Annotated in this window: 10 protein-coding genes; 5 read left to right on the top strand and 5 right to left on the bottom strand. The window is 62.3% G+C overall.

Going from position 1 to position 13,923, the window contains the following annotated elements:
- Nucleotides 1-914: 914 nt before the first annotated feature.
- The 4 genes from BN2476_RS09275 to BN2476_RS09260 all read right to left on the bottom strand — a co-directional run bounded on the left by BN2476_RS09275 (nucleotide 915) and on the right by BN2476_RS09260 (nucleotide 5,357).
- Nucleotides 915-2,030: an ABC transporter ATP-binding protein gene (locus BN2476_RS09275; protein ID WP_087733850.1), complete on the bottom strand. Its 1,116-nt coding sequence runs from the start codon at nucleotides 2,028-2,030 to the stop codon at nucleotides 915-917.
- A gap of 115 nt (nucleotides 2,031-2,145) precedes the next feature.
- Nucleotides 2,146-3,003 carry a carbohydrate ABC transporter permease gene (locus BN2476_RS09270; protein WP_087733849.1) on the bottom strand — a complete coding sequence of 286 codons (858 nt, stop codon included), beginning with the start codon at nucleotides 3,001-3,003 and terminating at the stop codon, nucleotides 2,146-2,148.
- Nucleotides 2,993-3,934 carry a carbohydrate ABC transporter permease gene (locus BN2476_RS09265; protein WP_087733848.1) on the bottom strand — a complete coding sequence of 314 codons (942 nt, stop codon included), beginning with the start codon at nucleotides 3,932-3,934 and terminating at the stop codon, nucleotides 2,993-2,995. Before BN2476_RS09265 ends, BN2476_RS09270 begins: the two co-directional genes overlap by 11 nt.
- 175 nt (nucleotides 3,935-4,109) lie before the next feature.
- Nucleotides 4,110-5,357 carry an ABC transporter substrate-binding protein gene (locus BN2476_RS09260; RefSeq protein WP_087733847.1) on the bottom strand — a complete coding sequence of 416 codons (1,248 nt, stop codon included), beginning with the start codon at nucleotides 5,355-5,357 and terminating at the stop codon, nucleotides 4,110-4,112.
- A gap of 529 nt (nucleotides 5,358-5,886) precedes the next feature.
- On the opposite strand from BN2476_RS09260, the gene zwf reads away from it, so the two are divergent.
- The 3 genes from zwf (at nucleotide 5,887) to BN2476_RS09245 (ending at nucleotide 10,178) form a co-directional block, all read left to right on the top strand.
- Nucleotides 5,887-7,344, top strand: coding sequence for a glucose-6-phosphate dehydrogenase (zwf, locus tag BN2476_RS09255; RefSeq protein WP_087733846.1), 1,458 nt, complete (start codon nucleotides 5,887-5,889; stop codon nucleotides 7,342-7,344).
- 232 nt (nucleotides 7,345-7,576) lie between these two features.
- On the top strand, nucleotides 7,577-8,284 hold the full coding sequence (gene pgl, locus BN2476_RS09250; RefSeq protein WP_087733845.1) for a 6-phosphogluconolactonase: 708 nt from the start codon (nucleotides 7,577-7,579) through the stop codon (nucleotides 8,282-8,284).
- Entirely contained in the window at nucleotides 8,262-10,178 is a 1,917-nt protein-coding gene (locus BN2476_RS09245) for a bifunctional transcriptional regulator/glucokinase (RefSeq protein WP_087733844.1), read from the top strand. Before pgl ends, BN2476_RS09245 begins: the two co-directional genes overlap by 23 nt.
- Nucleotides 10,179-10,300: 122 nt before the next feature.
- On the opposite strand, the gene BN2476_RS09240 is transcribed toward BN2476_RS09245, so the two are convergent.
- Nucleotides 10,301-11,524 carry a Bcr/CflA family multidrug efflux MFS transporter gene (locus tag BN2476_RS09240; protein ID WP_087733843.1) on the bottom strand — a complete coding sequence of 408 codons (1,224 nt, stop codon included), beginning with the start codon at nucleotides 11,522-11,524 and terminating at the stop codon, nucleotides 10,301-10,303.
- Between the two features lie 214 nt (nucleotides 11,525-11,738).
- On the opposite strand from BN2476_RS09240, the gene BN2476_RS09235 reads away from it, so the two are divergent.
- A complete protein-coding gene (locus BN2476_RS09235; RefSeq protein ID WP_087733842.1) occupies nucleotides 11,739-12,395 on the top strand; it encodes a hypothetical protein in 657 nt (218 codons plus the stop codon).
- 209 nt (nucleotides 12,396-12,604) lie between these two features.
- On the top strand, nucleotides 12,605-13,885 hold the full coding sequence (gene hemL / locus BN2476_RS09230; RefSeq protein WP_087733841.1) for a glutamate-1-semialdehyde 2,1-aminomutase: 1,281 nt from the start codon (nucleotides 12,605-12,607) through the stop codon (nucleotides 13,883-13,885).
- Nucleotides 13,886-13,923: the final 38 nt, after the last annotated feature.

The following is a 13,923-nucleotide window of genomic DNA, read 5'->3' as shown; positions in this document are numbered from 1 at the left end:
ACAAGCGGAGCCACCTCTTTAGCGTCGTCTTGCCGACCCCGCCCTTGTTATTAAAAACCGATAATATTTTCATTTTTGGAAAATTCTTCATCCAGTTCTGTTTCGTCCGTCCACCCACCTAACCCGTAGTCAATTCCCGCTTGTAATTGTGCACTTCTCACGTGAAAAGCGTTCTTAACGCAACGCGGAAAAGCGTGGACATCGCCCGACCAACATGTTAGGACAAAAACGAGTATTTGTAACGCAAGCTCATGACTTGGCATGGCACTAAAGCAACACAACCAATTGAGCAGCGAGCACAAACGGAACGAGCGTAGAGTCCTCGTTAATGGGTTATCCCGAAACGCCGGCAATATTAGAAAGGGGCACGAAAGATCCCTTCTAATGTTTGGTCAGGAGCGCACTGATCCGCTCCGTCACAAGCCACCAAGATTGGCTTTCGGACGCGAACGGCAGCGATCAAGCGTCGCTTGCGCAGTCGCCAATGTACCCTGCGCAGCTGCAGCACATTGTCGCAATAACGTGCGCCTCATCAGTTGCTCATTTAAATGCTCACGAAGCAGTTCCAAGCCGGGTTGCACATGCCACTCAGCGAACGTTGCAGCACCCTCTAGAAGTGAAGAGAAAGCGTCGTTATCTGCTTTCGATGTTCCGAATCTCTAGATGCAAAGAGTTGACGCCACGACTTGTGCAAATTGTGTTCAGTAGTTTTGACCTGAGGCCAACGTAGACGTGCTGAGGTAACTGTGCGGACCCGCCCACTTTCTTAGCTAGCGATCCAAAGCATATGGCTCCCCGCCAACCGCGCTTTCCCCCGCCCAAGCGAAATCCAAGGCCCAAAAACCAGAAAGCCCCGAACGGATATTAACCGCCCGAGGCTTTCCAAAAAACAACAAAGCGACCGCAACTAACCCTTAAGCAATCCGCTGCTCCGTCTCCGGATCAAACAGCACAGCCTTAGAAACATCAAACATCAGCGACATATTCTGATCCGGCTGCGGATTAGCTCCCGGGTGAACACGGCTGACGATGCGCTTACCGTTCACTTGAGCAAATACCAAAGTATCCGGCCCGGTAGGCTCGATCACATCGACCTTGACGTCGATCGGCTGATGCTTGCCATCATCGACGTTGTGAGCATTCCGCGTATCGGTAATCCGCTCAGGACGCAGTCCAAGAATCACTTCCTTGCCGACATGCGACTTCACGGCGCCATCGAAAGGCAGATTCAGCACACCGCGCTTCACACCCGTATCGAGTTCGAGCCCAACGCCCGAGCCTTGCTCAACAACCTTACCTTGAATGAAATTCATCGGCGGCGCACCGATAAACCCTGCGACAAACAGATTCGACGGCGAGTCATAAATCTCTTGAGGCGCCCCGAACTGCTGCACGATACCGTCCTTCATGACGGCAATACGATCGCCCAGAGTCATAGCTTCGATCTGATCGTGCGTCACATAAACAATCGTCGTCCCAAGGCGCTGATGCAGCAGCTTGATTTCCGAACGCATCTCGATCCGCAGCTTGGCGTCCAGGTTCGAAAGCGGCTCATCGAAGAGGAACATAGCCGGATCGCGAGCCAAAGCACGTCCCATAGCCACCCGCTGCCGCTGCCCACCTGACAGTTGCCCAGGCTTCCGATCCAAAAGATGTTCAATCTGCAGCAACTTAGAAACGCGCGAAACGATCTGATCCTGCTCCCCCTTCGGCACCTTGCGGATATTCAAGCCAAAGGAGATGTTGTCACGCACCGTCATCGATGGGTACAGCGCGTAAGACTGGAACACCATCGCGATATCGCGATCCTTCGGCGACAGGTTGTTCACCGTCTTGCCGCCGATCTGAATATCACCCTTCGTCACGGTCTCGAGACCGGCGATCATGTTGAGCAGTGTCGACTTACCGCAGCCCGAGCCGCCGACGAGAATCAGGAACTGGCCGTCTTCGATGTCGATGTTGACACCCTTCAGGACAGGCACCCCGTTCGGGTAGGTCTTGTACACGTCACGGATGGAAAGGCTTGCCATGCTGTGAATCCTCTAGTCTCTGTACTGCTGATGCGCCGCTAGCTGGCGACGCAGGCCGAATGCCGTTCAGGCCGTCGCTCGCACCAACACGCGAGCGACACGCCAACAAGAAAAATTAGCCCTTCACCGCGCCCGCCGTCAGGCCGCGCACGAAGTAGCGGCCTGCGATCACGTAGACGAGCAGCGTCGGCAGTGCCGCGATGATCGCGCCCGCCATGTCGACGTTGTATTCCTTCACGCCCGTCGACGTATTCACAAGGTTGTTCAGCGCCACGGTGATCGGCATCGAATCGACACCGGAGAACACGATACCGAACAGGAAGTCATTCCAGATCTGCGTGAATTGCCAGATCAGGCACACCATGAAAATCGGCAGCGAAATGGGCAGCATGATCTTCGAGAAGATCATGAAGAACCCGGCGCCGTCGATACGCGCCGCCTTCACGAGTTCAGCGGGGACGCTCACGTAGAAGTTGCGGAAGAACATCGTCGTGAACGCGATGCCGTACACGACGTGCACGAGCACCAGCCCGCCGATCGTGTTCGACAGACCGAAGAAGCCTTGCAGTCGCGCCATCGGCAGCAGGATCGCCTGGAACGGAATGAAGCAGCCGACCAGCAGCATCGTGAACAGCGCATCCGCGCCGCGAAAACGCCAGTGCGTGAGCACATAGCCGTTGAACGCGCCGATGATCGACGAGATCAGCACAGCGGGAATCACCATCTTCACCGAGTTCATGAAGAACGGCTGCATGCCCTCGCAGCGCACGCCCGTACAGGCTTCGCTCCACGCCTTCACCCACGGCGCGACCGTCCAGTGCGACGGCGGCGTGAGCAGATTGCCCGAGCGCAACTGATCAATGTCCTTGAACGACGTCGACAGCATCACGTACAGCGGGAACAGGAAGTACAACGCGAACAGAATCAATGCCGCGTAAATGACAGCACGGCTGATGTTCATCTTAGGCTGCATTGCGCGTGCTCCTCGATTCCAGATACATCAGCGGCACGAGCACGGCCACGACGGTTGCGAGCATCATCATCGACGAAGCCGCGCCGACGCCCAGTTGCCCACGGTTGAACGAAAACGTGTACATGAACATCGCGGGCAGCGACGACGACGTGCCCGGACCGCCCGCCGTCAACGCGACGACGAGGTCGAAGGTCTTGATCGTGATGTGGCAGAGAATCAGCAGCACCGAGAAGAACACGGGACGCATGCTCGGAATCACGATCTTCCGATAGATGGTCGGCAGCGTCGCGCCGTCCACTTGCGCGGCCTTGAAAATTTCGCTGTCGACGCCGCGCAGGCCGGCAAGGAAGAGCGCCATCACGAAGCCCGTCGATTGCCACACGGCCGCGATCACGACGCAGAAAATCGCCTTGTCGGGGTCGCCTAGCCAGCCGAACGAGAAGCTCGTCCAGCCCCAGTCGTGCAACACCTTCTCAATGCCGAGACCCGGATTCAGAACCCACTGCCATGCGGTGCCCGTCACGATGAACGACAGCGCCATCGGATACAGGAACACGGCACGCAACGCGCCTTCGTTACGGATCTTCTGGTCGAGCAGGATCGCGAGAAACAGACCGAGCCCGACGCAGATCGCGATAAACGGAATGCCGAACCAGCCGAGGTTCGCCGCCGACGTCCACCAGACGTCGTTGTCGAAAAGCTCTGCATACCGGTCGAAGCCGGCGAAATCGTAGCGCGGCATCAATCGCGAACTCGACAGCGACAGATAGCCGGTAACCAGAATGAAACCGTAGACGAAGACAAGGCTGATTACGATGCTGGGCGACAACACCAGCTTCGGAATCCAGCGGTCGGCGAGCGCCGCCATCGGCGACGTGCGGCGCGCGACGGGCGCCGTGCCTTTTGCGTTTCCGCTAATAGAAGCAGTCACAACTCGACTCCTGGAACTGTACCGCCCGGCATCGTCATCGTTGGGCGATGCCGGAACGGCAGAGGCGCGGGTGATGCATCGCACCATCGTCGTCCGGCGCGCATGGAGTCCCTGCATGCGTTCATGCAAGGCCCGGCGCGCCGGGCATTCTGCTACAACTGCGTGCTACGACTGCTTACTTGGTCTTCGCAGCCTTCGCGAGTGCGGCAACCGCGCTCTTCGAGTCTTGCGACGAGTTCATGAACTTCGTCACGACGTCCGAGATAGCGCCTGCTGCTGCGTCCGGCTGAGCCATGCCGTGAGCCAGCGACGGCACATAGCCGGCCGACTTGATGGCCGTCTGTTCATCAGCGTAGGACTTCTTCGCGCAGTCGTCGAATTTATCCATCGACACGCCCAGACGAACCGGGATCGAGCCCTTGTACAGGCTGAACTGTTCCTGAAAGTCCGGGCTCATGATGGTCTTCGCGAGCGCCAGCTGGCCCGGTGTTGCCGCCTTCTGGCCCTTCTGCTGGAAGAACACGAACGAGTCGACGTTGAACGTGTACGACTTCTCCGTACCCGGAACCGCCGCGCAGATGTAGTCCGAGCCGGCCTTCTTGCTCGCGTTCGCGAACTCGCCCTTCGCCCAGTCGCCCATGAACTGCATGCCGGCCTTGCCGTTGATGACCATCGCCGTCGCCAGGTTCCAGTCGCGGCCGGTGCGGCCGCTGTCGAAGTAGCCCTGGATCTTGCGGACGGTGTCGAACACCTGGACCATCTTGTCCGACGTCAGCGTCTTCTGGTCGAGGTCGACGAGCGCCTTCTTGTAGAAGTCCGCGCCTTGCGACAGCACGACGTCCTCCCACAGCGTCAGGTCTTGCCACGGCTGGCCGCCCATCGCGATCGGCATGATGCCGGCCGCCTTCATCTTGTCGGCGACGGCGAAAAACTCAGGCCACGAGGTCGGCACCTTGCCGCCTGCCTTGTCGAGTGCCGCCTTGTTGATGTACAGCCAGTTGACGCGGTGCACCGAGAACGGCGCCGCGACGTAGTGGCCTTCCGCGTGCATGATCTTGTCGATTTCCGGCGGCAGGTTCTTCTTCCAGTCGCCAGCCACGGAGTCGATGTTCACGAGCACGCCTTGCGATGCCCATTCCTGAATCAGCGGACCCTTGATCTGAGCCGCGCTCGGCGCGTTGCCCGAGATCACCTGGGTCTTCAGCGCCGTCATGGCTGCTGCGCCTGCACCGCCTGCCACCGCGAAGTCCTTCCACGTGTAGCCCTGTTTCTGCATGTCGTCCTTCAGCACGCCGACGGCCTTCGACTCGCCGCCCGACGTCCACCAGTGCAGCACTTCGACGGATTCGGCCGCCTGTGCCGTGGCGACGCCACACATCAGACCTGCGGCGCACAGGGCGCCCATGATCGCGCGGAATTTCATTGCTTATCTCCTCCAGACACCTGAACTAAAAACGAGTGGCCCCTGATGTCGCCAGGGTGCGATGGTTGGTCAAACAGGCAATGCGCTGGACGGTCGAGCGTCGGACAGGCACGAGGTGAAGTGAATGTGCCGGCGTGCCGAGGTTCGGCCGCGTGACGCTCAAGAGATGAGTGGTTTGCAATGCAAGAACTGTCTCCTCTTCTGATTTTTGCCTGCTCCGCCTTCTGACTGCGGCGCGTTGCAGACTCGAGGTGGTCCGAGCACGTCATTCGCTGAAACGCCCGTTCCGGCCGTCGTGCGCCGCCTGCGAAAGGCACTCTGGCGCATGCCGGAACGCGTTGTCCGTTAACATGCAGGGAAGCTATGTGCACTCGCGAAAAGGCGCTTGTTCACAAGCCCCGCACGCTTTTTTCGTCGAATTCACGTTACCTCTTGATTTGGATTGTAGTTAAACTACAATTCAGTGTCAAAAAAAATTTTATCGGACTACGGGCGCCTTACAGGCCCACCAGATATCTCACGGAGACTCATGCAAACCGACTCCAGCTTCACCTTCGTTCTCTTCGGCGGAACCGGCGATCTGTCGATGCGCAAGATCCTCCCCGCTCTGTATGAAGCACACCGCGCGGGCATGCTCGAGGCGAGCGGCAAGATCATTGCCGTCGCGCGGCATGAGGAAGACCGTGGCGGCTATCTGCAGTGGGTCAACGAACACGTGAAGGCGCACGTTTCGAAGAACGGCATCGACGAAAACGCGTGGTCGAGCTTTCTCGAACGCATCGAGTACGTGAAGCTCGATCTCGGCAAGGCCGAAGACTTCGTCAAGCTGCGCGACGCGATGCAGGACCTGCCCGGCACGCGCGTGTTCTATCTGGCGACGGGCCCGTCGCTCTTCGTGCCGATCTGCCGCGCGCTCGCGTCGGTGGGTCTCAACGAAAACGCGCGCATCGTGCTCGAAAAGCCGCTCGGTTATGACCTGCGTTCTTCGAATGCAATCAACGATGCCGTCGGCGAAATCTTCGCCGAAGGGCAGATCTATCGTATCGATCACTACCTCGGCAAAGAGCCCGTGCAAAACCTGTTGGCGCTGCGCTTCGGCAATGCGCTGTTCGAGCCGCTGTGGCGCCGCGAGTGGGTCGAGAGCATTCAGATCACGATCGCCGAAGAACTCGGCGTGGAAGCGCGCGGCGACTTCTACGACAATACGGGCGCGCTGCGCGACATGGTGCAAAACCATTTGCTGCAACTGCTTTCGATCGTCGCGATGGAGCCGCCGCATTCGATGGATTCGGATTCCGTGCGCGATGAAAAGCTGCGCGTGTTGCGCGCGCTGAAGCCGATCGATCCGCGCGATATCGGCAAGGTCGCCGTGCGTGGCCAGTATCATGCGGGCGTCATTCGCGGCGCATCGGTGCCGGCGTATGCAACGGAACCCGGCGTGAAGACCGACAGCGCGACTGAAACGTTTGTCGCGCTGAAGGTCGAGATCGAGAACTGGCGCTGGGCGGGCGTGCCGTTCTTCCTGCGCACGGGCAAGCGGCTGGCCGATCGCGTCGCGGAGATCGTCGTGAACTTCCGCGCCGTGCCGCATTCGGCGCTGGGTTCGTCGGCGCTGCGGCCGGGCGCGAATCGTCTCGTGATCCGCCTGCAGCCGAACGAAACGATCCGCCTCTACTGCCTCGCGAAGAAGCCTGGCGAAGGGATGAACCTGTCGAGCGTGCACCTCGACCTCGCCTTCGACCAGTTCTTCAAGGAAGGCCAGATGGAGGCGTATCAGCGTCTGCTGCTCGATGTGATCCACGGGCGTCTCGCGCTCTTCGTGCGTCGCGACGAACAGGAAGCGGCATGGAAGTGGGTCGAGCCGATCCTCAACGAGTGGGCCGCGTCGGGCAAGCCGAAGCCTTATGCGGCAGGCACATGGGGGCCGGCGGCGGCGAGCGCGATGCTTGCGCAGCACGATACCTGCTGGCTCGAAGAAGAGAATTGACGAAGTACGGCGCGTTTTGTTTTTGTCCTGCGATGATCGATGTTTTTGCATCGATATTGCACCCGGCGCGCCGCTTGCAGTACGGCATGAACAGCCGGACGGGAACCCGGTGACGCAGATGACACAGGCCCCGTCGCGGCAGCAGCGGGACAAGGCCGCGTCGACTTAAGTGATCGACGATGCCGTCCCCGCAGCACCTCAGATCTAACAAAGAAAGCAGCATGGAGGAGAAGTGATCGAGCTTCACGCTTTCGACGACCCGCGCGCCCAATCCGACGCGCTGGCGAAGGCGGTCGGCGACGCGCTACAGGCGTCGCTCGCCGCCCGTGCGAGCGCAACCCACGCGCGCCCGACGACGCTTGCCGTGTCCGGTGGCACGAGTCCGCGTCCGTTTCTGCAAACGCTATCCATGCAGCCGTTCGACTGGAAGCGCATCGCCGTCACGCTCGTCGACGACCGCTGGGTGCCCGAGACGGATGACGCGAGCAACGCGCGCCTCGCCCGCGAGACGCTGTTGCAGAACGCGGCGCGTGAGGCGACCTTCCTGCCGCTCGTCGACACGGCGCAATCGCTCGATGCGCATGTCGCCGCGTTGAATCGCGATGTCGCGCGCGGCGATCGTCATCTGCCCGATGTGGCCGTGCTCGGCATGGGCGAAGACGGCCACACGGCGTCGATTTTCGCGGACGCGCCCGAATGGGAGCACGCGGTCTCGACGGCCGATCCGTTCGTCGCCGTGCATCCCGGCGCCGCGCCACATGCGCGCGTGAGCTGGTCGATGTCCGCGTTGAAGAAAATCGACCGGCTGTTCCTACTGATCGCCGGTCAGAAAAAGCTCGACGTGCTCAAAGCCGCCGCAGCCGCCCCACAAAAAAATGCCATCTCGACGTTGGCGAACGACAAGGGAGTAAGACTCGATGTCTACTGGTGTGCAAACTAAGGCTGCCCCTGGCGCGGGCCAGCACGCCGACGGACCGAGGCTGCTTGCCGACATCGGCGGCACCAATGCGCGCTTCGCGCTTGAAACCGGTCCCGGCGAAATCACGCAGGTTCTCGTCTATCCGTGCGCGGACTATCCGGGTGTCGCAGAGGTCATCAAGAAGTATCTGAAGGACAGCAAGATCGGTCGCGTGAATCATGCGGCGATTGCGATCGCGAATCCCGTCGACGGCGATCAGGTCAGCATGACCAATCACGACTGGACGTTCTCGATCGAAGCGACGCGCCGTCAGCTCGGCTTCGACACATTGCTCGTCGTGAACGACTTCACCGCGCTCGCGATGGCGCTGCCGGGCCTCACCGATTCGCAGCGCGTGCAGGTGGGCGGCGGCACGCGCCGGCAGAACAGCGTGATCGGCCTGCTCGGCCCGGGCACGGGCATGGGCGTGTCGGGCCTGATTCCCGCCGACGACCGCTGGATCGCGCTCGGCAGCGAAGGCGGCCACGCGACGTTCGCGCCGATGGACGAGCGCGAAGACCTCGTGCTGCAGTACTCGCGCAAGAAGTGGCCGCATGTGTCGTTCGAGCGCGTTGCCGCCGGGCCCGGCATCGAAGTGATCTATCGCGCGCTCGCGGCTCGCGACAAAAAACGCGTGCCCGCGACGCTCGAAGTGTCGGAGATCGTCAAGAAAGGCCTCGACGGCGATCCGCTCGCCGCCGAGACGATCGACGTGTTCTGCGGCATTCTCGGCACGTTCGCGGGCAACATCGCGGTGACGCTGGGCGCGCTGGGCGGCATCTACATCGGCGGCGGCGTCGTGCCGCGTCTGGGCGACGTGTTCGCGCGCTCGTCGTTCCGTCAGCGCTTCGAGGCGAAGGGCCGCTTCGAGGCCTATCTGAAGAACGTGCCGACCTATGTGATCACGGCGGAATATCCGGCGTTTCTCGGCGTGTCGGCGATTCTCGCGGAGCAGCTGTCGAATCGCGCGGGCGGCAGTTCGTCCGCCGTGTTCGAGCGCATCCGGCAGATGCGCGATGCACTGACGCCCGCCGAGCGCCGCGTCGCGGATCTCGCGCTCAACCACCCGCGCTCGATCATCAACGATCCCATCGTCGACATCGCGCGCAAGGCCGATGTGAGCCAGCCGACCGTGATCCGCTTCTGCCGTTCGCTCGGCTGCCAGGGCCTGTCCGACTTCAAGCTGAAGCTCGCGACGGGTCTGACGGGCACGATTCCCGTGTCGCACAGCCAGGTGCATCTCGGCGACACGGCGACGGACTTCGGCGCGAAGGTGCTGGACAACACCGTCTCCGCGATCCTGCAGTTGCGCGAGCATCTGAACTTCGAGCATGTCGAAACGGCCATCGATCTGCTGAACGGCGCGCGGCGCATCGAGTTCTACGGACTCGGCAATTCGAACATCGTCGCGCAGGACGCGCACTACAAGTTCTTCCGCTTCGGCATTCCGACGATCGCTTACGGCGATCTGTACATGCAGGCGGCGTCGGCGGCGCTGCTCGGCAAGGGCGATGTGATCGTCGCGGTGTCGAAGTCGGGCCGCGCGCCCGAACTGTTGCGCGTGCTCGAAGTGGCGATGCAGGCGGGCGCGAAGGTGATCGCGATCACATCGAGCAACACGCCTTTGGCCAAGCGCGCAACGGTCGCACTCGAGACGGATCACATCGAGATTCGCGAGTCGCAGTTGTCGATGATCTCGCGCATCCTGCATCTGCTGATGATCGACATCCTGGCCGTCGGCGTGGCGATCCGTCGTGCGGCGCCGGCGGCGGAAGTCAGCGCTGCCGTGGCGAAGGCGCGCAAGGACGCCGACGACGATACGACGGCCGTGCTCGATTGGCTCAGTCACGGAGCGGCGGCCTCGCCGAAGGACTAGTCCGCGCTCGCGTTCGAGCGGTAAGCGTCAGCAGTAAAAAAGCCGGACCCTTTGCCATTCAGCAGCAGGTCCGGCTTTTTGTTATCCGCCGATTCGTTCGCGCGTGGTCTCGCGCGTGTAAGTCAGGCCGCCGAAGCCCGCGATACGGGCCGCCCATGCCAGCGCATCAGCAGGAACCGTCCGACGAAGCACAGCGATCCCGCGACGGCGATCGTCACGCCCATCCCTTGCGGCGAGCCGTCATGCCACAGCCCGACAGCAAAGCTCGACAGCGCGCCGAACGCAAGCTGCATCGCGCCGAACACGGCCGCCGCCGCGCCCGCATTCCGCGGATAGCGATGCATCAGGTCGGTCGTGCAATTGGCCGACAGCACGCCGACCACGCCCACCACGAAGAACAGCCCGACGACGATCGACCACAGCCCGCCCCACCCCGTCAGACACATCAGCGCAACGAACAGCGATGCGACGAAGCTGATCGTCGCGGCGGCCGAAATGACGGGCAGCGGCCCCGTGCGTCCGACGACACGCGTGTTCACGAAGTTGCCGAGCATGATGCCGATGATGTTCAGCCCGAACAGAAAGCCGTAGTGCTGCGGCGACACATGGAAGTACTCGATATAGACGAACGGCGTCGCCGTGATGTACGCGAACATCGACGCGAACGCCATGCCACCGCACAGCATGTGCCCCCACGTGACAGGGTCCTTCAGCAGCGTGCCGTACGCGGCAAACGACTGGAGCACCGCGCCGTGCGCGCGCATCTCGCGCGGCCAGGTTTCCGGCACGCGCATGAACGCGGTCGCGGCGCAGAGAGCGCCGAAGATCGTCAGCGCGATGAAGACGACGCGCCAGCCGCCGAGCAGAAGCAACTGCCCGCCGAGCAGCGGCGCAAGCAACGGCCCGATCGACGTGACGATGGCGAGCATCGACAGCACGCGGGCTGCGTCGGTTGGGCCGTGCGCATCGCGGGCGATCGCGCGCGCGAGCACGGATGCCGCGCCCGCGCCGAGCGCCTGCACGAAGCGGAACGTGACGAGCGCGCCGATCGACAGCGACACCGCGCAGACGATCGTCGCGAGCGTGTACATGATGATGCCGCCGAGCAGCACGGGGCGCCGCCCATACGCATCCGACATCGGCCCGTACAGAAGCATGCCGATCGAGAAGCCGAGCATGAAGCTGGTCAGCGTGCCCTGCGCCGCGCCCGCGCTGACGTTGAACGCCTGCGTGATCGACGGAAGACTGGGCAGGTACATATCGATCGAAATCGGCCCGCACGCGGCCAGCGCGCCGAGCAGCAGAATCAGCCGGGCATCCGGCCGGGATCTGACGACGTGAGACATTGGATTCCAGTGAGAAGCGACGCGCAAAGATCGGCCGATGGGCGAACCAGCGGACCGTGCGAGGTCGCGGATACGGCCTGAGATTGTAACCCGACGTTTAAATATCGCCCCGCTCAACGCCGTACCGAGCCGTCCCGGCGCCCGCTGGATACAAGCCTCCTCCGCCTTATCGGTTAAGCTGGCCGTCCGTTTCTCACTCAGACATTCGACGCAGATGACCGCATTCCTGCTGATCTGGAGCCCCAGGAAGTGGCCGTGGCCCGAACTGCCGGACGTGGCAAAGCGCGTCGCGGCGGGCGAAGCCGTCACCGACGTCTGGGGCTGCGGCTTTTCGCGCAGCATCCTGCCGGGCGACCGCGTGTTCATTCATCGCGTGACGCTGGAGCCCAAAGGCGTGTTCGCGTCGGGCTACGTGACGCGCGCGCCATACGAAGTGCCCGACGCGACCAAGAAGCGCGGCTACCGGCTTTGCATCGACTTCGTGTACGACTATCTGGTCGATGCGCATCATGAAGTCGTGGTTTCCCGCGACGAACTGCGCCAGCACCCTTTCTCCGTCCAGACGTGGGATGCGCAAACCTCGGGCATCTCGATCAAGCCGATCGCCGAGGGCGCTCTCGAAAAGCGCTGGCTCGAAAGGACGGGCAAGCGGCCGAGGCCTGCCGTCGCACCGCATGCGGACGAGCCGGCGAAATCGACGAAGGAGCAAGCGACGCAAGCGTGGAGCGAAGCGAACAAAGCCGCTGCCGGCAAACGCGCGGCGCGGGTGGCGATGTACTTCGGCAAGGCAAAGCGCCCAGGCAGTGCGCCCGGCGACGGCGAAGGCAATAACGGCGGCAACTCGGGCGGCAACAGCGGCGGCGGCACTTGAACGCATACGGCGCCGCCCCGTCGCGCCTGCCTGCCCACGGCCGAATCCACACGACTCCGGTACAATTTCGTGAGGTCATTCTTACGGTCGTGCGTTCGTTGCGCGCTTGCGCGTGCCCGTTCGCAGCGCATCGATACCGCCCATGTACCGCACTCGCGCGAGTTGCAGCCATTCGGCGCGCGAGCCCAACCCAAGCAGGTCCAACGCTCATGTCCAGCAATCAAGAACTCTTCGACCGCGCCCAGAAAACCATTCCGGGCGGCGTCAACTCGCCCGTGCGCGCCTTCCGTTCGGTCGGCGGCACGCCGCGTTTCATCGAACGCGCGCAAGGCGCGTACTTCTGGGACGCCGAGGGCAAGCGTTATATCGACTACATCGGCTCGTGGGGGCCGATGATCGTCGGCCACGTGCATCCGGAAGTGCTCGAGGCCGTGCAACGTGTGCTGGTTAACGGGTTCTCGTTCGGCGCGCCGACGCAAGCCGAGGTGGAAATCGCCGAGGAAATCTGCAAGCTCGTGCCTTCGATGGAACAGGTACGGATGGTGTCGAGCGGCACGGAAGCGACGATGAGCGCGCTGCGCCTCGCGCGCGGCTTCACGAACCGCAGCCGCATCGTCAAGTTCGAGGGCTGCTATCACGGCCACGCGGACAGCCTGCTCGTGAAGGCAGGCTCGGGCCTGCTGACGTTCGGCAACCCGACGTCGGCGGGCGTGCCCGTCGATATCGCGAAGCACACCACCGTGCTCGAATACAACAATGTCGCGGCGCTCGAAGAAGCGTTCAAGGCTTTCGGCAACGAGATCGCTTCCGTGATCGTCGAGCCGGTGGCGGGCAACATGAACCTCGTGCGCGCGACGCCGGAGTTCCTGGGCGCGCTGCGCCGCCTCTGCACCGAATACGGTTCGGTGCTGATCTTCGACGAAGTGATGTGCGGGTTCCGCGTCGCGCTGGGTGGCGCTCAGCAACTGTATGGCATCACGCCGGACCTCACGTGTCTCGGCAAGGTGATCGGCGGCGGCATGCCGGCGGCAGCGTTCGGCGGGCGACGCGACATCATGGCCCATCTCGCGCCGCTCGGCGGCGTCTACCAGGCGGGCACGCTGTCGGGCAACCCGATCGCGGTCGCGGCGGGTCTCAAGACATTGCAACTGATCCAGGCGCCGGGCTTCTACGACACGCTGTCGCGCCAGACGACGCGTCTTGTGCAAGGCCTCACGGAAGCCGCGCGCGAAGCGAAGGTGCCGTTCACGGCGGATTCCGTCGGCGGCATGTTCGGTCTGTATTTTTCGGCGAACGTGCCGGGCAGCTTCGCGGAAATCTCGCGCTGCGACGTGCCGCGCTTCAACGCGTTCTTCCACAAGATGCTCGACGCGGGCGTGTACTTCGCGCCTTCCGCGTACGAGGCAGGCTTCGTGTCGAGCGCGCACGACGACGCGATCATCGACGCGACCATCGATGCCGCGCGCGGCGCATTCAAGTCGCTCGCGTGAACCGCGTTGAAGAAACATTGAACGGATAACGCCAAACC

The sequence above is a fragment of the Paraburkholderia piptadeniae genome (genome assembly GCF_900007165.1).
In the GTDB taxonomy this organism is placed as follows: Bacteria; Pseudomonadota; Gammaproteobacteria; order Burkholderiales; family Burkholderiaceae; genus Paraburkholderia; species Paraburkholderia piptadeniae.
This window is presented reverse-complemented; position numbering and strand designations above follow the sequence as displayed.

What these genes read in the sequence shown, in the direction of transcription:
- BN2476_RS09275 (WP_087733850.1), bottom strand. Translation starts at nt 2,030, where the DNA reads ATGGCAAGCCTTTCCATCCGTGACGTGTACAAGACCTACCCGAACGGG.
- BN2476_RS09270 (WP_087733849.1), bottom strand. Translation starts at nt 3,003, where the DNA reads ATGCAGCCTAAGATGAACATCAGCCGTGCTGTCATTTACGCGGCATTG.
- BN2476_RS09260 (WP_087733847.1), bottom strand. Translation starts at nt 5,357, where the DNA reads ATGAAATTCCGCGCGATCATGGGCGCCCTGTGCGCCGCAGGTCTGATG.
- zwf (WP_087733846.1), top strand. Translation starts at nt 5,887, where the DNA reads ATGCAAACCGACTCCAGCTTCACCTTCGTTCTCTTCGGCGGAACCGGC.
- BN2476_RS09245 (WP_087733844.1), top strand. Translation starts at nt 8,262, where the DNA reads ATGTCTACTGGTGTGCAAACTAAGGCTGCCCCTGGCGCGGGCCAGCAC.
- BN2476_RS09240 (WP_087733843.1), bottom strand. Translation starts at nt 11,524, where the DNA reads ATGTCTCACGTCGTCAGATCCCGGCCGGATGCCCGGCTGATTCTGCTG.
- BN2476_RS09235 (WP_087733842.1), top strand. Translation starts at nt 11,739, where the DNA reads ATGACCGCATTCCTGCTGATCTGGAGCCCCAGGAAGTGGCCGTGGCCC.
- hemL (WP_087733841.1), top strand. Translation starts at nt 12,605, where the DNA reads ATGTCCAGCAATCAAGAACTCTTCGACCGCGCCCAGAAAACCATTCCG.